Source organism: Janthinobacterium sp. LS2A, from assembly GCF_036543145.1.
Taxonomy (GTDB): domain Bacteria; phylum Pseudomonadota; class Gammaproteobacteria; order Burkholderiales; family Burkholderiaceae_D; genus Janthinobacterium; species Janthinobacterium aestuarii.
This window is the reverse complement of sequence record NZ_JAZHPB010000002.1, coordinates 548,915-570,389: the sequence shown is the minus strand read 5'-3', so window position 1 is coordinate 570,389 and position 21,475 is coordinate 548,915. Positions and strand designations below refer to the sequence as shown.

General features: G+C 63.3%; 16 protein-coding genes. 9 read left to right on the top strand and 7 right to left on the bottom strand.

Going from position 1 to position 21,475, the window contains the following annotated elements; genetic code table 11:
* Position 1 precedes the first annotated feature (1 nt).
* Together V3C40_RS08370 and V3C40_RS08365 are read right to left on the bottom strand one after the other, a co-directional pair.
* Positions 2 to 1,195: a type II secretion system F family protein gene (locus V3C40_RS08370; protein ID WP_331777143.1), complete on the bottom strand. Its 1,194-nt coding sequence runs from the start codon at positions 1,193 to 1,195 to the stop codon at positions 2 to 4.
* 248 nt (positions 1,196 to 1,443) lie between these two features.
* The gene (locus V3C40_RS08365; RefSeq protein ID WP_331777142.1) at positions 1,444 to 3,975 is read right to left on the bottom strand and encodes a M4 family metallopeptidase; all 2,532 of its coding nucleotides are present in this window, start codon (positions 3,973 to 3,975) and stop codon (positions 1,444 to 1,446) included.
* 673 nt (positions 3,976 to 4,648) lie between these two features.
* Between V3C40_RS08365 and V3C40_RS08360 the strand changes: the two genes are divergently transcribed.
* The gene (locus tag V3C40_RS08360; protein WP_034746413.1) at positions 4,649 to 5,305 is read left to right on the top strand and encodes a hypothetical protein; all 657 of its coding nucleotides are present in this window, start codon (positions 4,649 to 4,651) and stop codon (positions 5,303 to 5,305) included.
* 52 nt (positions 5,306 to 5,357) lie between these two features.
* Here the strand turns inward: V3C40_RS08360 and argH are convergent, their stop codons facing one another.
* A complete protein-coding gene (gene argH, locus V3C40_RS08355; protein ID WP_099376466.1) occupies positions 5,358 to 6,755 on the bottom strand; it encodes an argininosuccinate lyase in 1,398 nt (465 codons plus the stop codon).
* Positions 6,756 to 7,020: 265 nt separating this feature from the next.
* On the opposite strand from argH, the gene V3C40_RS08350 reads away from it, so the two are divergent.
* Positions 7,021 to 7,227, top strand: coding sequence for a hypothetical protein (locus V3C40_RS08350; protein ID WP_034746421.1), 207 nt, complete (start codon positions 7,021 to 7,023; stop codon positions 7,225 to 7,227).
* Positions 7,228 to 7,570: 343 nt separating this feature from the next.
* Positions 7,571 to 8,521, top strand: coding sequence for a GSU2403 family nucleotidyltransferase fold protein (locus tag V3C40_RS08345; protein ID WP_034746423.1), 951 nt, complete (start codon positions 7,571 to 7,573; stop codon positions 8,519 to 8,521).
* A gap of 132 nt (positions 8,522 to 8,653) precedes the next feature.
* On the opposite strand, the gene V3C40_RS08340 is transcribed toward V3C40_RS08345, so the two are convergent.
* Together V3C40_RS08340 and V3C40_RS08335 are read right to left on the bottom strand one after the other, a co-directional pair.
* Positions 8,654 to 10,042, bottom strand: a complete 1,389-nt coding sequence (locus tag V3C40_RS08340; protein WP_034746426.1) for a YfcC family protein — start codon at positions 10,040 to 10,042, stop codon at positions 8,654 to 8,656.
* A 9-nt stretch (positions 10,043 to 10,051) separates the two neighbouring features.
* Positions 10,052 to 11,188, bottom strand: a complete 1,137-nt coding sequence (locus V3C40_RS08335) for a succinylglutamate desuccinylase/aspartoacylase family protein (protein WP_331777141.1) — start codon at positions 11,186 to 11,188, stop codon at positions 10,052 to 10,054.
* A gap of 238 nt (positions 11,189 to 11,426) precedes the next feature.
* Between V3C40_RS08335 and V3C40_RS08330 the strand changes: the two genes are divergently transcribed.
* The 3 genes from V3C40_RS08330 to V3C40_RS08320 all read left to right on the top strand — a co-directional run bounded on the left by V3C40_RS08330 (position 11,427) and on the right by V3C40_RS08320 (position 16,620).
* Positions 11,427 to 12,389 carry a MurR/RpiR family transcriptional regulator gene (locus V3C40_RS08330; RefSeq protein WP_219327956.1) on the top strand — a complete coding sequence of 321 codons (963 nt, stop codon included), beginning with the start codon at positions 11,427 to 11,429 and terminating at the stop codon, positions 12,387 to 12,389.
* 32 nt (positions 12,390 to 12,421) lie between these two features.
* Entirely contained in the window at positions 12,422 to 15,217 is a 2,796-nt protein-coding gene (locus tag V3C40_RS08325; protein ID WP_331777140.1) for a TonB-dependent receptor, read from the top strand.
* Positions 15,218 to 15,366: 149 nt separating this feature from the next.
* Complete coding sequence (locus tag V3C40_RS08320; protein WP_070301465.1) at positions 15,367 to 16,620, top strand: cyanophycinase; 1,254 nt, start codon at positions 15,367 to 15,369, stop codon at positions 16,618 to 16,620.
* 8 nt (positions 16,621 to 16,628) lie between these two features.
* Here the strand turns inward: V3C40_RS08320 and V3C40_RS08315 are convergent, their stop codons facing one another.
* The gene (locus V3C40_RS08315; RefSeq protein ID WP_331777139.1) at positions 16,629 to 17,825 is read right to left on the bottom strand and encodes a DUF418 domain-containing protein; all 1,197 of its coding nucleotides are present in this window, start codon (positions 17,823 to 17,825) and stop codon (positions 16,629 to 16,631) included.
* A gap of 8 nt (positions 17,826 to 17,833) precedes the next feature.
* Positions 17,834 to 18,436, bottom strand: a complete 603-nt coding sequence (locus V3C40_RS08310) for a TetR/AcrR family transcriptional regulator (RefSeq protein ID WP_034746440.1) — start codon at positions 18,434 to 18,436, stop codon at positions 17,834 to 17,836.
* Positions 18,437 to 18,631: 195 nt separating this feature from the next.
* On the opposite strand from V3C40_RS08310, the gene V3C40_RS08305 reads away from it, so the two are divergent.
* The 3 genes from V3C40_RS08305 (at position 18,632) to fabI (ending at position 21,467) form a co-directional block, all read left to right on the top strand.
* Positions 18,632 to 20,074, top strand: coding sequence for an IgA Peptidase M64 (locus V3C40_RS08305; RefSeq protein ID WP_331777138.1), 1,443 nt, complete (start codon positions 18,632 to 18,634; stop codon positions 20,072 to 20,074).
* Positions 20,075 to 20,502: 428 nt separating this feature from the next.
* A complete protein-coding gene (locus V3C40_RS08300; RefSeq protein ID WP_139143248.1) occupies positions 20,503 to 20,688 on the top strand; it encodes a hypothetical protein in 186 nt (61 codons plus the stop codon).
* Entirely contained in the window at positions 20,685 to 21,467 is a 783-nt protein-coding gene (gene fabI, locus V3C40_RS08295; RefSeq protein ID WP_331777137.1) for an enoyl-ACP reductase FabI, read from the top strand. The genes V3C40_RS08300 and fabI overlap by 4 nt, the downstream gene beginning before the upstream one ends.
* Positions 21,468 to 21,475 lie beyond the last annotated feature (8 nt).

Here is a 21,475-nt window from a genome sequence, read left to right as displayed (position 1 = left end):
CTCACGATAAGCTCCCGGCCAGTTCAAAGATCGGCATATACATCAGCACCACCACGCCGCCGATGACGACGCCGATGATGGTCATCAAGAGCGGTTCGAGCAGGCGCGACGCCCAGTCCACCCAGCGGGCGAATTCCTCGTCGTGGAACTTGGCCGAGCGTTCCAGCATGTCGCCCAGGCGGCCCGTGTTCTCTCCTACTTTCAGCAGCGATTGCGCCACCGGCGTGGCCATGCCGGCGTGTTCCAAGGCGGTGGAAAACGGCATGCCTTCCTGCACCGCGCGGCGCGCCTGCGCCAGCTGCTCCTGCTGCGCCGGCAGCAGCATGGGGCCGACCATGGCCAGCGCCTTGTGGAGGGGGATGCCGGCGTGCAGCAGCAGGCTGAGGGCACGGTAGAAGCGGGCCAGGCGGAATTCCGCCGCCTTCCCGGCCAGCACGGGCAGGCGCAACAGGCGCAGCACCAGCGCCATGCGCATGGCGCGGTTGGCGATGCCGAAGACCACGGCGCCGACCACGGCGGCCAGCGCGCCGGCGCACAGCAGCGGATGCGCGGCCAGGGTCTGGCCAAAGCCGAGCAGCATTTGCGACATCCACGGGATCTCGCGGCCCGAGCTTTCGTAGACGACGCTGAACTTGGGCACCACGTAGCCGAGCAGGAACAGGGTCACGAGGCCGCCGACGACGAGCAGCATGCACGGATAGATGGCGGCGGAAATGAGTTTTTTGCGGATGGCGTCGAACTGCAGCTGGTAGGCGACGAAGCGCGCCAGCGCCTCGGGCAGGTTGCCCGAGCGTTCGGCCGCGTGCACGGTGGCGATGTAAATATCGGGGAAGATGTCGGGAAAACCGGCCAGGGTGTCGGAAAAGCATAGGCCCTGCTGCAGGGTGAGCACGATGGCGGCCAGGGTTGCCTTGGCGCCCGCGCGCGTTTCCTTGTTGTGCAAGGTGGCCATGGCCTCGCCCAGGTTCAGGCCCGCTTCGAGCAGGGCCAGCAGCTCCTGGCTGAATTGCAGCAGGGGCAGGCCCTGCTTGCCGGGACGCAGCTCGGCGCCCGTGTCTGACGTGGCGCCAGCGTCGACGGCCAGCACGCGCCAGCCGCCGCGCACGGCCGCGCGGATCGCCTCAGCCTCGCTGGCGGCGTCGATGGCCAGCGCCTGCCTGCCCGCCGGGCCCTGCACCTGGAGGTGGAACTGCATCGTCGGCTCAGGCGAGCATGGTGATGGCCTGGGGCGTGAAAATGGGGTGATGTGAAAAGGGGACAGCGCGTGCGGACAAGGTCGAAGTAGGCATCGGTCAGGAACAATCCAAAAAAAGTTCAATTCGTCGCGGGTACCGGCAGCAGGCAAGAGGCAATCACTGCCTCAGGGTAGACTGGAATTGCCAGGAAATCAATCGTGCCGTGCGGGCAAGCCTTGTATCGATGGCTTGCCCGCAATTCAGCCGCTTACTGGGTGACCAGGCTGACCTTGTCGATCACGAACGAGGTTTGCAGCGATGCATCCTCGGTCGCGGCAAACGAGATCTGCACGGTCTGGCCCTTGTAGGCGATCAGGTCGAAGGTGCGGATCTGGTAGCCGGCAGCCTTGTTCACGTTCGAGTACGAAGCCAGGGTACCCAGCACCGTACCTGCACTGTTCTTCACAGTGACGACCAGCTTGTCGTACACGGTGCTGCCCGTTTCTGCCGTGTCGATATGCAGCGCGAAGCTCAAGCTGGCGGACGTGGCGGCGGCCGGAATGGCCACGCTTTGCGTCAGCGATTCGCTGGCCGTGGTGCCATTGCCGCCCAGCCAGGCGTACTTCGTGCCTTCGTACGCGGTTTGGCCCGTGAAGGTGCCGATGGCGCCCGTGGTGCCGCTCCAGCCCGTGGCGCCGGACTCGAAGCCGCCGTTCGTCACGCGCTCGGTGGCGCTGCTCGTGCCGACCGTCAGGGTGGCATTGTTCGACGTGGCCGGCACGGCGGGCGACGAGGAATCCGTCACCGTGGCCTTGAAGACGGCGCCGCTGTCGGCCGCCACGGCCGTGAAGCTGTAGGCCGGCGACGTGGCGCCGCTGATCACGGCGCCGTTGCGGAACCACTTGTAGGTGTACGGTGCCGTGCCGCCGCCCGCGCCCACGGCGAACGAGGCGGTGGCGCCCGGTGCGACGGTGATGCTGGCCGGCTGGCTGGTGATGGTCACCGCACCGCCCGTGGTCGATTCATCGACGTCGGCGCCCACGTTGATGGCCGCATACGCGCGCTTGACGGCGGTCGCCTCGGCGCTGCCCACGCCATACAGTTCCTCGGCTGCCTGCAGCACCTTGTTGCGCGCGTCGGCGTAGTTGGTCGACGAGGTGAACTTGGTGGTGGCTGCCTTGAACCAGATGCGGTAGGCCTTGTCGCTGCCGATACCGGTCATGGCCAGCGGGCTTTTGTTCAGGTAGGAGCTGTAGTAGTCGCTGCTGGACGTGGAGTTCGAACCTTGCGACAGGAAGTAGAACATGCGGTTGTTCGGGCCGCTGCTGTAGTGGACGTCGAGGTTCTTGATGGTGCTGCTCCACGCATTCGGGCTGCTGCCATCCTTGCTCGGTTTGTACAGCCAACGCAGCGGCTGGCCATTCTTGGCGATTTCCTTGCCCGTCATCCAATCGTTGCCCGTGTTGGGAATCGTGGTGCCCGTGCCACCGGCGCGCGCATACGCTTCCACCATTTCGCCGGCGATGTCCGAGCTCGATTCGTTCAAGCCGCCCGACTCCTGCGAGTAGATCAGGCCCGAGGTGGCGTCCGTGATGCCGTGGCCCATTTCGTGGCCGATCACGTCGATGGAACCGAGGTTGTTGAACGAGCTGCCGCCATCGCCGATGTACATGCACTTGCAGCTGCTGTCGTAATAGGCGTTGTCGTAGGCCGTGTTGACGTGGGCGGCGATGTGGGTGGCCGTGTTGTTGCCGTCCAGGCTGGACCAGCCCAGCACATTCTTGTGAGTGTCGTAGGTATTCATCAAGCCCCACATCGCGTTCACGGCCGCCGTCTGGCCGTTGGCGTTGGTGGTGCTGCCGCCGTTGATGTATTGCTGTCCGTCGCCCCAGGTATTGCTGGTGCTGCTGTACACGCTGCCCGAACTGGTGCCGTGGTTGGCATTCGTGATGGCCATGCCGCCGAAGCTGCCGCCCGTGCCGCGGCTCGGGTCCTTCATGGTGTAGGTGCTGCCCGTGAGCGTGGTGTTGAGCGGCACCTGGCCGTTGTACTGGCTGTTGCCGATGCCGGCCACGGTTTTCAGGGCTTTCCATTGACGCAGGATGCGGCCATCCTTGGCGCTGACGACGGTATCGTAGTAGACCGGCTTGTTACCGCTGATCATGCGCGTCTGCACCAGGTAGGCCAGCTCGTAATGGTCGACCACGTCCTGCACGTCGAGGGCGTTCAGCGCGGCTTCCGACTTGTTCTCGGCGCCGGCCACGCGCACGGTTTTCATGACGGGATAGATCAGCAGCTGCGCATGCGGCGGCACGTGGTCGACGGCCCGCACGCCGATGTTATTCACGGCGGCGGCGATGGCGGCTGCCGCGCTGATGGCGGGCGTGGTGTCGATATCGGTGGTGGCGCTGCGGGTGACGGAATTGACGCCGCCGCTACCGAGGCCGGACGCGCGGTCCGACACGGATTCGCTGACGATGTCGCCGGCGCTGTTGCTGACCACGACCGTTTCGGAACCGAAGACGGGCAAGCCCTTGTAGGTGTGCTGTACGCGGCTCACGCGCGTGCCGCTGACGCCAGGATGCTGGGCGCCGACGGCAAAGCCATGTTCGGTATTCAGGCCACGGCTGCGCGCCTGCGCGGCCAGCTTGTTGACCAGGCTGGCGGTCTCTTGTGGAGAAGCCAGGGCGACCGGGGCGGCCATCAGGGTCTGTGGCAGCGGCGTGGCGGCGTCTGCCGTGGTGGCCATCAGCGGCAGGGCGGCGATGGATGCGGCAACTATTGTCAAACGTAAATTCATTTCTGCTCCAGGGTATCGGTTAAGGAAATGGTGAATGAGCTGGCCGCGATGCCTGATGGCCACCCCGGCGTGCCTGGCGGCGGGCGGATAGCCTGCCGTTTTGTAGTGGCATGACGCCGGGTAGGGGGACACTAAACTTGTCGAGATCGCCATGTCAAAAAATTCAAGAAATGGGTCACTCCGCGATTTTTTGTTAAGAATTGAACATTTATCGGCGTCGTATCGTTGGAAAGTTTGATCTACCACAAGCTGCAACTTTTGTTATGGACTACTTCCCCTAATGGAGCGTTCTGTTGGAAAAACACTGTTGCCTTTTCTAAATGTTGCGATCTACACTAGCTCTTCGCGTTGTTCCCTGCGGACCACGCGAAGACAAAAAAAGCGCACGCGGCAATGACCGCGTCCAGATACAGCGCATCGGGAAAAAAATCGGGAGTTTCACATGACGTCAATTCTGTTTTCTGCTGTGGGTTTCAGCCATTTCCCCTCTGGAGCGGCATTCATGCTGCATCCGCCTTCCTAGCCGCCGCCAGCCGGCTCTTCCCCCGCGAGGGGGATCTTTTCCGCGAGTCCGACCGCGCCGCCCGGCGTGGCCGCTGGCGCAGTGCATCCTTTTTTCAGGAAGGGTTGCCGGCTCCTGGTGCGTGCACCGGAATCACCGGCCCGAAGAACTATGCTTTCGATAGCGACCAAAGTGGAACAGATCGTGATGGAATCGGCCTTTCTCAGCGAGGGATTGGGCCGTGGTTTGCTGAACCTGTCGGAACTGGCGCGCCAGCTGCAACCGCAATTGCAGACCGACTTGTGGAAACCGGTGGGGCAGGCCGCCGTAGTGATGGCGCTGCGCCGGCTGGCCGAACGGATGCCGCAGCAGAAAAGCGGCGAGATCGTGCTGGCGCACCGCGCGGGAGAGCTCTCCACACGCAGCGAATTGATGATTTTTACCTACCGTTATTCCGACCAGACCTATGACTGCCAGCGCCAGTTGCTGGCGCTTGCGGCGCCCCAGCGCGGCACGTTCATCACGGTCACGCGCGGCGTCAACGAGGTGATGGTGATCTGCAGCCGTTCGCTGCATGCGCTGGTGGAAGAGGTGTTCGGCGAAGAGCAGGAACTGGCGCGCCTGGAGCGCGTGACGGCCGTGACTCTGCACCTGGCGCCAGAGACCTGCTATACGCCGGGCGTGTATCACGCCATCCTCAAGCGCCTGGCGTGGGAGCGGATTAACCTGATCAACATCATCTGCACGTATACGGAACTGACCTTGCTGCTGGAAGCGTCGCAGACGGGGGCGGCTTTTTCCGTGCTGTCGAAAATCGTCGCGCAATGAAAAACGCCCCGCTGCAGCGATGCAGCGGGGCGTCCGAAGGCGCAGGCGCCGTTTATTTTTCCAGCTGCGTACGCACGCGGGCGATAGCGGCGCGTACCTGGCGCGGCGCAGTGCCGCCCACGTGGTCACGCGCGGCAACGGAGCCTTCCAGGGTCAGCACGGCAAACACGTCTTCGTCCGTCAACGGGGAAAACGCGCGCAGCTGCTCGAGCGACAGGTCGGCCAGGTCGCAGCCGGCGTCGACGCAGGCGCGCACGGCCAGGGCCACCGCTTCATGGGCGTCGCGGAAAGGCAAACCCTTCTTGACCAGGTAGTCGGCCAGGTCGGTCGCCGTGGCGTAGCCCTGCAGGGCGGCCGCGCGCATCGCTTCCGGTTTCACCGTGATGCCGCCAGCCATGTCGGCGAAGATGCGCAAGGTGTCAATGACGGTGTCGACGGTGTCGAACAGCGGTTCCTTGTCTTCCTGGTTGTCCTTGTTGTAGGCCAGCGGCTGGCCTTTCATCAGGGTCAAGAGGCCAGTCAGGTGACCGTAGACGCGGCCCGTCTTGCCACGCGCCAGTTCCGGCACGTCCGGGTTTTTCTTTTGCGGCATGATCGACGAGCCGGTGCAGAAGCGGTCGGCGATGTCGATGAAGCCGATGCGTGGGCTCATCCAGATCACCAGTTCTTCGGCCATGCGCGACACGTGCATCATCAGCACGGCGGAGGCGGCGCAAAATTCGATGGCGAAGTCGCGGTCCGACACGGCGTCGAGCGAGTTGTGGCACACGTCGTCAAAGCCCAGCGTTTTTGCCACGCGCAGGCGGTCGATCGGGAAGGTGGTGCCGGCCAGGGCGGCGGCGCCCAGCGGCAGGCGGTTGACGCGCTTGCGGCAGTCGGCCATGCGTTCGGCATCGCGGCCGAACATTTCGACATACGCCAGCATGTGGTGGCCGAAGGTGATCGGCTGGGCTACCTGCATGTGGGTAAAGCCCGGCATGATGGTGTCGGCATGCTGCTCGGCCAGGTCCGTCAGCGCGCTGCGGAAGGTCGCCAGCAGGGCGGTGATGTCATCGATGGCGGAGCGCACATACAGGCGGATGTCGGTGGCCACCTGGTCGTTGCGCGAACGGCCCGTGTGCAATCGCTTGCCCGCATCGCCTACCAGTTCGGTCAGGCGTTTTTCAATATTCAGGTGGACGTCTTCCAGGTCCAGCAGCCATTCGAACTGGCCGGCGGCGATTTCCTGCGAGATTTGCGCCATGCCGCGCTGGATTTCCGCGTAGTCGGCCGGGCTGATGATGGCTTGCGCATGCAGCATTTCCGCATGGGCCAGCGAACCTTCGATGTCGAACAGCGCCAGGCGCTTGTCAAAAAATACAGAAGCTGTGTAGCGCTTGACGAGGTCCGAGACCGGTTCGGAAAACCGGGCCGACCAGGCTTCGCCCTTTTTGGAGAATTGATCAGTCATGAAAGAAGTCCTTTAGTGTACGGCGATTATAAACAAGGTTGGCCGGCGGTAGGGCTTTTAGGGGCTTGCAAGGCGCTGAAATGGCCAGGAATGGGGCCGGCAAGCGTCAAATGCCACGGCGATGGCCCGTTGCGCGTTTCATCCGGGCTGTTTGTATTCTGTCCCGCAAATCGTGCGTTTGGTCGCAATCCGATGGCAGTTCAGGGGGGATCGGCCTACAGTTCAATCATCGCAGCACACAACCAGCCACCCAAAGGACACCATCATGAACATCGCCAAAAACATGGAAGCCATCTTCGTTGCCATCATCGCCGTCGCCGCTGCCACCAGCCTGGCCACCGCCGCCGTGCCGAAGTTCCGTGCCGCTCCAGCCGCTTCCGCCGCCCTTGTCGCCAGCGCCGATCAGGCCACCATGCACACCGTGTACGTCAGCGCCAAGCGTTTGAATGCCGAAGAAAAAGCCGCCCTGTAAGCGCGGCCATGCATTGTCTGCAGTATCAGTAAGCCATACCAGTAGCGCCATCAGCTTCAGCAATACAGCATCATCGGCAGTCACCCCGCTTCTTGCCAGCCCACGTGACAGCAACGTCAATACAGCGAGCATTGTCCCTTGCACCATCAGCACGGCTCGGTGGCATGGGCATCCCGTTGGCATCCGTGCAGCGTGCGATCAACCATCGCTTGTGTTCTGGTGCTAGTGTTCTTTTCAGGTTCTATAAAATATCAACACCCGAATATTGCTTTGTAAGTAATTGATTATTATATTTTTTCGGCATAAAATCAAAAAATAGATAAATGTACCGAGGAGCCTAGTCATGCGAGAACGGCCTGCCGACGCCACGCGACAATATATTGATGCGGTCGCCACTTTTGAGGCCTATGAAGATGCTCTTGCCGAGGCCGCCAAAGTGCGAGGGGGTATGTATTGGCATAAGGGGCCTGCCTCAGCGCCTGACGATGCCTATCTGGTACGTACCAGTGCCTCCGGCAGTGAGAAAAGTCTGGGGCGGCGCTCGCCGGAAACGGAAGCAATGTACGCCAGTTTCCGTCAGAGAAAGGAAATGGCTGCCGAGCGGCGAGATGGTCTGAAGGCTTCATTGCTCAAGCATAAACGCATGAACCGTGCACTTCGCGTTGGACGCGTCGCGCCGATTATTGTGGATATTTTGAACCGCCTGGCCGCTACCAGGCTCGGTGAGCACTTTCGCGTGGTTGGTACGCACGCGCTGTATGCCTATGAATCGGCTGCCGGCATGACCTTTGAAGACGATGCGGTAGCAACACGCGATATTGATCTGCTGTGGGATGTACGAAAACGCGTCGCATTCGCTACCGCCTTGAGCAAAGTTGACGTTTCCATGCTGGGCGTGCTTCAGAAAGTGGACCCGACGTTCCGGATCCGGGACGCGCAGAAATATACCGCCGTCAATAAAGATGGATTCGAAGTGGATATTATCCGCCGCGTGCAGGTCGGTGATGATCCGCATCCCATTCGCTTAAGCGATGAGGACGACGATTTCTGGGTGGCGCAAGCACCGCGTGCCCAGGAGTTGCTCGATTCGGCGCAATTCTCTGCGGTCATCGTCGCCACCAACGGTGCTATGGCCAGGATGAATACGCTCGAGCCGATGGCCTTTGTCCGTTTCAAACAATGGATGAGTGCATTGCCCGAGCGCGATCCGCTCAAGCGTCGCCGCGATGCACTGCAGGCGAGTTCAGTCGAGGATGTTGTGCAAGAGTACCTACCGCAGTGGAGCCAGAACTGAGTTGGCAATGTATGCGCGCAGTAGGGCAGGGCGTCTGGCATCGACGCTGATCATCGCAATCCGGTGGAGACGGTGGGCCATCCACAACATTTTTCAACTCGCCATCGGCATTGGTCAATGGCGTGTTCCGTTTTACTGCCAGTGCATCAGGCACGGTGGTATCAATAACAGCAGCGCCAGCACCAGGTAGATCAGCTGCAGCGGGATCATCCACTTGGCCCACGTGATCCACGGCACGCGCGCCAGCGCCAGCACGCCGACGGTGATGCCGGAGGTGGGGATCATCGGCGTGGTGAATTCGCCGAACTGGAAGGCCAGAATGGCCGTCTGGCGGGTCACGCCCACCAGATCGGCCAGCGGAGCCATGATGGGCATGGTCAGCGCCGCCTGGCCGCTGCCGGAATGGATGAAGAAGTTGATCACCGACTGCATGAAGAACATCTTTTGCGCGGCGAAGACGGGGCTCGACGAGGCCACCAGCGGCGTCAATGCATGCAGCATGGTGTCGATAATCTGCGCATCGCGCGCCAGGATCATGGTGCCGCGCGCCAGCGCGATGACCAGCGCCACGCTGACCATGTCGCGCGCACCCTGTACGAACGACGCCACCAGACTGTCCATGTCGAGCCGGCCGACCAGGCCGACGACGATGGCCATCACCAGGAACAGGGCGGCGATTTCATCGATGAACCAGTCGTACTTGACGACGCCGACGACCATCGTCAGCAAGGTCGCCATGAAGATCCACAGCACGGCGCGGTGCGTGCGCGTCATGCCGGCAAAGCTGTCCAGGTCCATCGAGTGCTCGCTGCGCTTCTCGATATCGAGCAGGTAGGTCGGGCTTTTCTCCGGATGGCGCTTGATGCGCGCCGCGTACCACATCAAGAACACGATGCTGACCGCCGTGGCGATGGCCCACACGATCAGGCGATAGCCGATGCCGGAAAAGATCGGCACGCCCGCGATACCTTGCGCGATGCCGACGTTGAACGGGTTCAAAAAGGCGGCGGAAAAGCCCACCTGCGAGCCGATGAAGGGAATCGACACGCCCGTGATGGTGTCATAGCCCAGGGCCAGGGCCAGCGGCACGAAGATCAGGATGAAGGGGATCGCTTCCTCGTTCATGCCGAAGGTGGCGCCTCCCAGCGAGAACATGGTGAAAAAGACGGGGATGATGGCGGCGCGCACGAAGCGCGAACTGGTGTGCGCCTTGGCGATGGCCTTGATCAGCGAATCGAAGGCTTCCGTTTTTTGCAGCACGGCGAAGGCGCCGCCGACGATCAGCACGAAGCCGATGATCAGGCTGGCGTCGACGAAGCCCTTGATGGGCGCCATCATCAGCGCGGCCAAGCCTTGCGGCTTGTTGTCGACATAGTGAAACGTGCCGGGGATGATCAACTGCTTGCCGTTCACCAGCTGGGTGTCGAATTTCCCGCCCGGCACCAGCCACGTGGCCACGGCGATCATGGCCAGGATGCCGCACAGCAGGACGAAGGTATTGGGGAGCTTGAATTTTCTCATGGGTGTCACTTATTGGCTCAGCAGGCTGCCGCCGCGGTAGGCGACGGCTCCGGCGACCTTGCCGACGTTCATGCCGCGCAGGACGTGGCGATGGGCGCTGCGCGCAAAAAAGACACCGGCGACCGTGCAGCGCAAGGTCGTCGTCTCGCCGCTGACGGGGTCGATCAGGTCGGCCACCGCATCGCCGGCGGCCAGCACCTCGCCCATTTCGCGCAGGTAGACCAGCACACCGTGATGCGGCGCGAGGATCGGCTCCACGCCGGCCAGCGGCGTCGGCTCGCATTGCGGCGCGGGCAGGTCGTCGCCTGCACCATCGATTTCCAGTACGCCCTCGATGGCGAGAAAGCGCAGCAGGGCGGCGGCGTCGCGTTCGGCCAGGGCGTAGCTCACTTCCACTTCGCCGCGCAGTTCGACGGTGGTCGACAGGCAGGCGGCGGGAATCGGATAGCGGCCGCCGAAGTGCGCGTCGAGATCCCACCACAAGCGGCTGCAGGCTTCGTCGAACGGCTCTTCGCCGGCCGCCAGTTCCAGCAGCACGGCGCGCGCGCCCAGGAGCGCGGACAGGGGCGCGATCTGCGCCGCCAGCGGCGTGCCCGTATAGATGTGCAGGGCGGCCTCGTTATCGCAGTGCAGGTCGAGCACGATGTCGGCGTCGATGGCCATGCCCAGCAGGGTTTTCTTCAAGGTTTCCGCATCCGTGCCCGGCCGCCAGGCGGCGACGGCGGCGCGCGCATGCTCGCGTATCAGCCCCACGTTGGCTTGCGCATCCTGTCCCAGCTGGCCAGCCAGCGTGGTTTTCAGTTCATCGGCCACGTGGCGGTAGGCGCGGTTGAAGTTGATGCCGGTGGTCAGGTCGAAGCGGCCGAACGGCGCGCCATGGATGGCTTGCGCCAGGCCGATCGGGTTGGCGGCCGGCACCAGGATGATTTCGCCGTGGATCTTGCCCGCCGCTTCCAGCGCCAGCAGTTCGCGGCGCAAAAACTGCGACACCAGCATGCCCGGCACCTCGTCCGCGTGCAGGGCCGCCTGGATATACACCTTCTTGCCGCTGCGGCTAGTGGCGGCCGCGGCGCCGAAGTGGAAGCTGCTCAATTGGCAGGACATGCCGGCGTGCGCGGTGGAGATGGGATGCTGTTGTACTTGCATGGTGGGCGCCCCGGAAAGGTGCATGGTTGATGGATTCCGGTCGATTATGTAGCAATATTTTCACGAAGTAAATCAATGAAAATCCTTTTACAAATATTTGTTGAGTTTTCTTTTTGATATGAGTACAGTAAGTTCCAGCGACCCGATTTCGCCTTCCGCCAGTGATCCGCAGTGCCCAAGAATACAGGCCGCCAGTGATATGAGAGCATCCGCCAGTCCTGCCAGAAGCAACGCCCCCATGCCATTTGCCACCACGCTGGCGTCGCCCGATGCCGCGTTCGCGCAATCGCCGCTGGGGCAGGCGCTGCTGCACGTGCTGGCTGGCGGCTCGGCTTCGCAGCGGCAGATCGCCGATTACCTGCTGCGCAACCAGATGCGCGTGACGGCGCTGGGCATCGAGGAACTGGCCGACAGCTGCCAGGTGTCGACGGCCACCATCAGCCGCTTCGCACGCGATATCGGCCAGAAGAATTATTCTGCCATGCGCGGCGCCATGGCCGAAACCCTGCAATCGCTGTTGCAGCCGGTCGACAAACTGCGCCGCACGATAGAACGGCGCGCGCGCGCCACCTCGCCCATCACGCAAAGCCTCGAATATGCGGCCGCGAATATCGCCGCCACGTCCGATGCCCTGTCGCCGCCCGCCATGCAGGCCGTGGTGCGCCGACTGACGCGCGCCAGGGTGGTGTATGTGATGGGTTTTGGCCTGTCGGCCAACCTGGCGGGCATGCTGGTGCAGCACCTGCAGCCGTTTTGCCCGCATGTGGTGGAAGTGGTGGGCATCGGCGGCTCGGAAGTAGCGGCCGGCCACCTGGTCAACCTGACGGCGCACGACGTGCTGGTGGTGATCGCGTTTCCCCGCTATACGCTCGACTGCATCGGCCTGGCCAGCTTCGCGCGCGACCGCGGCGCCTGCATCGTGGCGCTCACCGACTCGCCCGCGTCGCCGCTGGCCGAACTGGCCGACCACGCGCTGTACGCGCAAAGCACGCATCCTGTCCTGCCCAGCAGCGCCAGCACGGCGCTGGCCATGATCGAGGCGCTGGCCGTGGCGCTGATGGTATCGAACAAAAAGAACGTAGAAAAAGCGGCCCGCTTGAGCGACGTCATCGCCGCCTATCTGTATGGCGGCGAACATGGCGTGCAGGGCCCACGAAAAACAGCGGCGAAGCAGCGCAAGGCAGTGCCAAAATCATTATAAGAATCAGGCATCAACATCAGGGGAGAGTGACAATGCACATGAAAAGACAGGACGGCGCCTTGCCACGCGAGTCGGTGCTGGCGCAAGGCGTGCGCGTGGCGCTGGGCGCCCTGAGCGTGACGGCGGCGCTGGGCATGCTGGGCAATGGTGCGCAGGCGCAGGAGCAGGAGCAGGAGCAGGAGACAGAACCTGCACCGAAAAAAATGCAGCGCGTGGAGATCACGGGGTCGGCCATCAAGCGCCTGGAATCGGAAACGGCGCTGCCCGTGCAGATCATCACGCGCGCCGCAATCGAAAAGGCAGGCGTGACGACGGCGGCCGAGCTGATGGCGCGCGTGTCGGCCAACGTGGGCGGCCTGACGGACGGCGCCAGCATCAACGTGGGCGGCGACCAGCGCGGCTTCAACAGCGCCAACCTGCGCGGCGTGGGCACTTCGTCGACCCTGGTGCTGCTCAATGGCCGGCGCATGGCCAACTTTGCCTCGCCCGGCGACGATGCGGGCGTGGACCTGAACAACATCCCGGCCGCCGCCCTGCAGCGCGTGGAAGTGCTGCTCGATGGCGCCTCGGCCCTGTACGGCACGGACGCCATCGGCGGCGTCATCAATTTTATTACGCGCAAGGATTACCAGGGCGTGGAGCTGAACGTCTACGGCAGCCGCACCGATGAAGGCGGCGCGGGCAAGCGCACGGCCAGCATCACGGCCGGCACGGGCGACCTGGCTGCGGATGGCTACAATATCTTCGCCGTGGTCGACCTGCAAAAAACGGACGGCTTGCGCTCCTCGCAGCGCAAGTTCATCCCGAACCTGCAGATTCCGCAGCGCCTCGGGCATTTGCTGTCGAACTTTACCAGCCCGGCGAATATCCGCCTGTCCAGCGCCCAGCGCGAGCACCTGCAGGACAACGGCTTCCTGCTCAATGGCCAGCCGATCACCAACCGCCAGATCAATTTTGGCATTCCGAACTGCGCGCCGCCGGCCAATTTGTACCTGCCGGCGGGCACGGGTGGCGTCGATGCCTGTACCTATAACTATATGGGCGACACGGAGCTGTATCCGAAGACGGACAAGCAGAACCTGCTCACGCGCGGCGTGCTGAAATTGAATAACGATCACCAGCTGTATGCGGAAGTGGCGCTGAGCCGCTCGCGCAGCCATTACGTGGGGTCGTCGGCGCGCGTGATCGGCTACCTCGATTACAGCAAGGTGCCGCAGCTGGCCAATGCGGGTTTCGACACGCTGCTCGATGACGATGGCAAGCAGGTGGAGCGCGAACTGGAACTGCGCATGCGGCTGAACGAGGCGGGCATGCGCACCAGCCAGCTGACCAGCGAGAGCCAGCGCTACGTCGTGGGCGCCACCGGCACGCTCGCCGGCTGGGATTACGACGTGGGCTTCAATCACAGCGTCAATGTGGTGAAAGACCGCGATACCCACGGCTACGTCTTGTACGACAAGCTGCAGGCAGGGATCGCGGCCGGCGACATCAATCCCTTCGGGCCCTCCAGCGCGAAAGGCCGGGCGCTGCTCGACAGCATCCAGGTCGACGACGAGGTGCGCCATGCGCGCGGCGTCATGGACTCGCTCGATTTCAAGGTGTCGCGCGCCTTGATGCCCATGGGCGGCGGCGACATGGCGCTGGCCGTGGGCGGCGAAGTGCGGCGCGAACGCACCGAGTTCCGTCCGTCGGCGCTGCTCATGAGCGACAACATCAGCAACGATGCGGCGCCGGAAGGAGGCAGGGGTACCAGCGACAGCCGCAATGTACAAGCCGTCTATGGCGAATTGCTGCTGCCGTTGACCAGGCAATGGCAGGCGCAGTTGTCAGGCCGCTACGACCATTACGAGCAGGTGGGCGGCGCCCTCAGTCCCAAGGTCGGCCTGACCTACATGCCCAGCAAGCAGGTGCTGCTGCGCGCTTCGGCCGGCAAGGGTTTCCGCGCGCCGTCGATGTCGGACTTGCACCGTCCTACCGTCTACAGCAGTACGGCGACCCTGCCCGATCCCGTGCTGTGCGCCACCGTGGACAACAATTATGCCGATTGCGCGCAAGACTGGGATACGCGCCGCTACAGCAACGACAAGCTGAAACCGGAACGCAGCCGCCAGTTCTCGGTGGGCCTGGTGCTCGAACCGAGCCAGCACTGGACCTTCAGTGCCGATTACTGGAACATCAGGCGCACGAACCTGATCAGCGAAATCGGCGACGACATCATCCTGGGCAACCTGGCCAAGTACGGCAACCTCGTGCACCGCAACGAGGACAATGAAATCGACTATATCGAGCTGCGCAAGGAAAACCGCGGTGCGCAAAAAGCTGCGGGCATCGATATCACGGCAGACCTGCATGGCGTGCAAACGGCGTGGGGACGCTTTGGCGGCCACCTGAGCGGCACGTATGTGCTGGGCTCAAAAATCCAGACCAGTCCCGGCGACGATTTCATCAGCAATCTCAATCGCTTCGTCACGGACGGCGTGGTGCAGCGCTGGCGCCACACGATCACCCTCGATTGGGATAGCGGCCCGTATTCGGCCAGCCTGTCGAACACGTATTCGAGCGGCTACCGGGATCAGAACTCGGCCATCAACATCGATGACGGCAGCGTGGTCAAGCCGAACCGGGTGAAGGCGTACACCTTGTGGGACATGTCGGCGGCCTATGCGGTGAGCCAGCAGTTCAAGCTGCGCGCGGGCATACAGAATCTGTTCAATACCAGTCCGCCATATTCGAACCAGGCCTATTTTTTCCTGTCCGGCTATGATCCCAGCTACACGGACCCGCGCGGCCGGCGCTTCTATGCGAGCGCCAATTACAGCTTCAAGTAAAAAAAGTCGGGGATGCCGCAACAACGCTGTCATATGCGGCAGGTAGTATCGTCGTTCGCTGGAGTCGGGTTGCAAGCAGCAGTTTGGCAGCAAGGGCGCGCGCCGGTATCGACAAGTGCGCGCCACTTTTCTTGTATTCGAAAGGCACCATGAAATCATCTTCAAGCCTGTACCACACCTTCCGCGCCGCGCTGCTGTTCGTGCTGGCATTGTGCAGCGTCCATGCCGTGGCGGCGCCGGCCGGCAGTGCCATCGGCAGCGCGCCGCAGGGCACTCTCGTCATCATCGGCGGCGGCCTGCGCGCCGACAATGCCGAAGTCTGGCAACGTATCGTCAAGCTGTCGGGCGGGCCGGGCGCGCGCATCGCCGTGCTGGCGTCGGCCGCGATGAACCCGGAAAAATCCGGTGAAAACATCATCAAGAAACTCAATCAATATGGCGCCGAGGCCTTTTTCGTGCCGCTGGCCGTCAAGCTGGCCAATCGCGATTACCGCAAGGCGGCCGAAGACCCTGCCATCGTCACGCAGATCAAGTCGGCCACCGGCATCTATTTTGCCGGCGGCGATCAGGGACGCATCACGCAAGCCCTGCTGCGCCCGGACGGCAGCCGCACGGCCGCGCTGGAAGCCATCTGGTCGGTCTATCGCAACGGCGGCGTGATCGCCGGTTCCAGCGCCGGCGCGGCCATCATGAGCACGACCATGTTCTACGACGCCAAACCCGTGCTCGACATGCTCAAGATGGGCGTGACGGATGGCCGCGAGATCGCGCCGGGCCTGGGCTTCATCGGCAGCGACGTTTTTGTGGACCAGCATCTGCTGGTGCGTGGGCGTTTTGCCCGCATGATTCCCGTGATGCTGAAAAAAGGCTATCACCTGGGACTGGGCATCGATGAAAACAGCGCCATGGTGGTCGACGCCATGCGCGACGTGGAAGTCATCGGCTACAGCGGCGCCCTGCTGATCGACCTGTCGGGCGCCATCAGCGACCGTGGCGTAAAAAATTTCAATATCAGCAACGCGGCCATCAGCTATCTGGACCGTGGCGACAAATTCAATCTTGTCACGCGCGTGTTTACGCCGTCGCCGGACAAGGCCGACAACAAGCTCGATCCGAACCAGCCCGACATGCGCGAACCTGTCTTCACCAACGATATCCTCGGCAACAACGCCGTACTCGACCTGATGGGCAATTTGATCGACAACGCCCAGCAGGAAGCCATCGGCATCGCCTTCGGCAATCCGCGCGACCCGTACCCGGACCTGGGCTTCGAGTTCCGCTTCAGTAAAACCGTCAACAGCGTCGGCTACAGCTCGACCGAGGCGGAAGCGTACTCGGTGCTGAAGCTGCGCCTCGATATCCGCCCGATCCAGCTGCGCCAGCCCCTGTACCGCTACAAGTAAGCGGCGCGTTAGCGCCGCCAGCGCGGCCACGCGGCGACCGTCAGGGCCCGCAGCAGCCACTCGACAGGGCCATAAGCGTGGCCGCGCAGCCACCAGCGGCTCAATGGCAGCTGCGCGCCAAAGATGATGGCGGCCAGCGCCAGGGCGCCCAGCGGCGAGACGCTGCCCATCAGCCGCGCGCCATACGCGAGGAACAGCACGGCGCAGATGGCTGACTGCAGCAGGTAGTTCGACAGGGCCATGCGGCCCGTGTCGGCCAGCAGCGCAAACAGCGTGCCGTCGCGCAGACGCTCGAACAGAGATAGCGCCAATGCCAGGTAGGCGCCCGCCAGCAGCGGCGCGGTGGCCAGGCCCACGGCCAGTCCCGCCACCTGCCATGCCTGGCTGTCGCCATACACGGAGGTCCACGCATAGAAGGTGGCGCCGGGCAATCCCGCCAGCGTGCCGGCCCGCAGCAGGCGGCGGCGCAGCGGCAGATAGTCGCTCGCATGCAGCAGCATCTCGCGCTTGCCGGCGGCCAGGCCGCACAGGAACATGGCCAGCGCGCACGGGGCCTGCACCAGCAGCAGGACGAGCCAGATGTCACTGAGTTCGCGCAGATGCTGATGGATGACGGCGGCCGGCGTGGCGCGGTAGGCGGCCAGCGCGCTTGCCGCTTTTTGCGCCATGTCCACGGCCAGCTGCGCGTCGTCGCCGGCCGGCTGCAGGCTTTGCAACCATGCCATGCCTGCCCAGAACGCCACGCAGACGGCGACGAGCGTCAACGCCAGGGACAATGCCTGGCGTTCGCCGCAGCGGTGCAGCGCCAGCAGCACGATGCCCAGCAGAGCGTAGGTGGTCAGTATGTCGCCATGAAACAGGAGCACGGCATGCAGGGCGCCGATCAGCCACAGGCCCGCTTGCCGGCGCAGCATGCGCGGCACGAACGGCGCCTCGGCGCGCGCGGCCGCCTGTATCTGCAAGGTGAAGCTATAGCCGAACAAGAAGGAAAACAGCAGGTAGAACTTGGTTTCGAACAGCAGCGCGACGAGAAAGTGCGTGGCGCGGTCCACGCCGCCGTGGAAGGCGGGATCGGTCAGGCCCAGGCCGAACCAGGGCGTGGCGAAGGCGCCGATATTGACGACCAAAATGCCGAACAGGGCGCAGCCGCGCAGGGCGTCGACGTCGGCGATGCGCGCGGGCGGCGTACTCGGTGAGCGGCTCATGGTGCCGCTCATGCCAGGGCAGGGCGCAGGAAGCGCGCCAATAACAGGTGCAGGCTTGCCCGCTGCGCCAGCGGCGCGTAATCGGGATCGACGGCGACGCGGTTGAAGATGCCATCGATCAGCGCGGCGATCCAGCCGGCCGTTTGCGCGGGGTCCAGCGCGGCGTCGACCTGGCCCTGCGCGGCCGCCTCTTCGAGCAAGGTTTGCACGCCGCCGCGCAGGCTGGCGTCGTTGCGCGCCACCCTGGCCGCGATGTCCGTATCGCGCATCGCTTCGGCGGCGATGTCCAGCGCCAGTCCCGCAAAGTCCGCGTCGGCCGCCAGCGCCAGCACCACGTCCATGAAGTCGAGCAGGGCGCCGTAGGCATCGGCGCTGCCTTGCACGCCCGCGAAATAGGCGGCCGTCTCGCTGCCTTCCTGGTCGACGATGGCGGCGATGATGGCTTGCTTGGTGGGGAAGTAATGAAACAGGTTGCCGGGGCTCATGCCCGCCTGCGCACAGATGGCGGCGGTGCTGGTCTGGTGAAAGCCCTTGTGCGCGAAGCAGTGGCGCGCGGCGGCGAGAATGGCGTCGCGGCGTGCCGCGTGTTTATCGGGATCGATGGTGCGCATGACTTACTTTTAATTAATCGACTGGTCAGTCTAATATAAACCGATTGCCTTGCCGGGTCAAGCTGGCCACTTTGCACGTCCCCTTCCTGTCGCTACAATGTGTCGCAGCGGTTTTTTTCAGCGCCTGGCGGCAGGCCCGCCGATTGTTTGGAAAACCGTTCCCTTCACCTGTTTTTCTACCGTTTTAGGAATGACATGCAGCAGACCCCGATTCGATCCTTCCTCTGCGCGCTGGCGCTGGCCGCCGGCATCGCCCCTGCCGCGCAAGCGGCCAGTGCCGCCCAGCCGGCCACCATGCGCCTCGATTACCAGCACAGCGGCAATGCGCTGGGCGAGCATTATGCGGTCGAGCGCGTGCTGGTCGAGCCCCTGCCATGGGCGGGCAACCTGGCGCGCCCCATCGATGACAGCAACCGCGGCAACAATATGCTGGAAGTGGTCGACATCAAGTCGGGCAAGGTGCTGTATTCGCGCGGTTTTTCCACCATCTTCGGCGAATGGGCCAGCACGGATGAAGCGAAAACCACCACGCGCGCGTTCCAGGAATCCGTGCGCTTCCCGCAGCCCGAGCAGCCCGTGCGCGTGCGCATTCTCAAGCGCGACGAGCGCGGCCTGTTTTCCATTGTGTGGAGCACGGACGTTGATCCGGCCGCGCAGGACGTGATCCGCAAGCAGCCGCCGGCGCCCGTCAAGCCGATCCCGATCCGCATCAGTGGACCTTCCAGCGACAAGGTCGACCTCTTGATCATGGGCGATGGCTATACGGCAGCCGAAATGGGCAAGTTCGAAGCGACGGCGCGCAAATTGGCCGAGCATCTTTTCACGGTGTCGCCGTTCCGCGAGCGGGCCAATGACTTCAATGTGTGGGCCATGGCCGCGCCGACGCCGGAGTCGGGCGTGTCGCGTCCATCGACGGGCGTGCACCACGCTTCGCCCTTGGGCACGCGCTACGACATCTTCGGCAGCGAGCGTTATGTGCTGACGACGGACAACCGCGCATTGCGCGACCTGGCGCAGTACGCGCCGTATGAATTCATCGAAATCCTCGTCAATAACGATACCTACGGCGGTGGCGGCATCTTCGGCCAGTTCAGCACGGCGGCGGCCAACAGCGACTGGGCCAACTACCTGTTCGTGCACGAATTCGGCCACCATTTCGCCGGCCTGGCCGACGAGTACTACACTTCGCCCGTGGCCTATCAATCGAATGGCGAGCGCCAGGAACCGTGGGAACCGAACGCCACGGCGCTGCGCGATCCGGCCAAGCTGAAATGGAAAAACCATGTGAAGGCGGGCACGCCGCTGCCGACGCCATGGCCGAAGGAAGCGTACGACAGCCATGCGCGCGAATACCAGAAGCAGCGCGCGGCTTTGCGCGCGGCCAACCGCCCGGAAAGCGAAATGAGCACCTTGTTCAAGGCCGACCTGGCGTACACGCAGCAGCTGTTCTCGAAAGCGCCGCAGCGCCATGCGGTGGGCGCCTTCGAAGGCGCGCACTACGAGTCGTCCGGCTACTACCGGCCCGAGATGCAGTGCATCATGTTCGACCGCAGCGAGACGTTCTGCTCCGTTTGCCAGGATGGTATCAGCACCATCATCGACCTGTATTCGCGTCCGGCCCCGGCGCCAGGCAAATAAGGCCGCTCCTGTCATTCCAGTAGTGCATGGGGCCATGTTGCATCGCAATAGCATGGCCCCGATTTTTCCCGCTCCCCGCCTGGCGCCTCGCGCCAAGTCGCCCCACCGCTTGTTTTCCAGGCAATCCCCCTTTCTTTTTGCACGGCTGCTTTTCTGTGCGCCAGCCCCACGGAGTTATCAAAAAGGTACCGCGATTCGCTTGCTTGTCAATTAGTTCATTTAAATAATATTGATGTAGAATTTGATGTATATCAATGTTGCATTGCCGCAATCGCACTTATAGTTGACCTAGCTCAAAACGATAAGCATGCGGACCGGACTCATCGCGAATCACGTATCTAAATGCTGTAGAGTAATTTTCGCCCTGTACCAGTTCCCCGAGAATGCACTGGTGCCGGCCTCGAATTTCAGTGACGGAAGCCAGATTCATGAAGATGCAGACCCCCGCGCCTGACGCGTGCAGTACCCTCCATCCCCACACTCCGATTGCCTTGCCGTATGCGCGCGCCGGCGGCGTTACGCTGGCCATGTGCGCCGCCGCCATGCATGCGGGCGCCGTGCGCTGCGTTCAGGCGGCCACGCCGTGGCCCGCCCTGCGTCCAGTGCCGGCATGACGGCCCCCTTGCCGCACCTGCCCTTGCAGGGCAAGCTGGGGCTGGTGGTGGGCATCGCCAACGCGCAAAGCATCGCCTGGGGCTGTGCCAACGCCCTGCGCGCGGCCGGCGCGGAACTGGCCGTCACCTGGCTCAATGACAAGGCGAGAACGCACGTGAAACCGCTGGCGCAGCAAGTGCAGGCGTCGATCATGGCGCCGCTCGACGTGGCCGTGCCGGGGCAATTGGAGGCGCTGTTCGCGCAGATCGAACGGCAGTGGGGACGCATCGACTTCGTCGTCCATTCCATCGCCTATGCGCCGAAACACGATTTGCATGGTCGCGTGACGGACAGTTCCGCCGACGGCTTTGCGCAGGCGATGGATGTCTCCTGCCACTCCTTCATGCGCATGGCGAAACTGGCCGAACCGCTGATGCCGGACGGCGGCAGCTTGATGACCATGAGTTATCTGGGCGCCGAGGAAGTCATCGCCGACTACGGCCTGATGGGGCCCGTGAAGGCGGCGCTGGAAGCGTCCGTACGTTACCTGGCCGCCGAACTGGGCCCGCAAGGCATCAGAGTCAACGCCATTTCGCCGGGGCCACTGGAAACGCGGGCCGCTTCCGGCATCGCCCATTTCGACCGCCTGATGGCCGACGCCATCGAACGTTCGCCCATGCGCCGCCTGGCCACCATCGAGGACGTGGGCGCGCTGTGCGCCTTCCTCGCCGGCGACGGCGCGCGCGCCATCACGGGCGGCACCCTGTACGTCGATGGCGGCTACAACATCCTGAATTGACTGGAAGA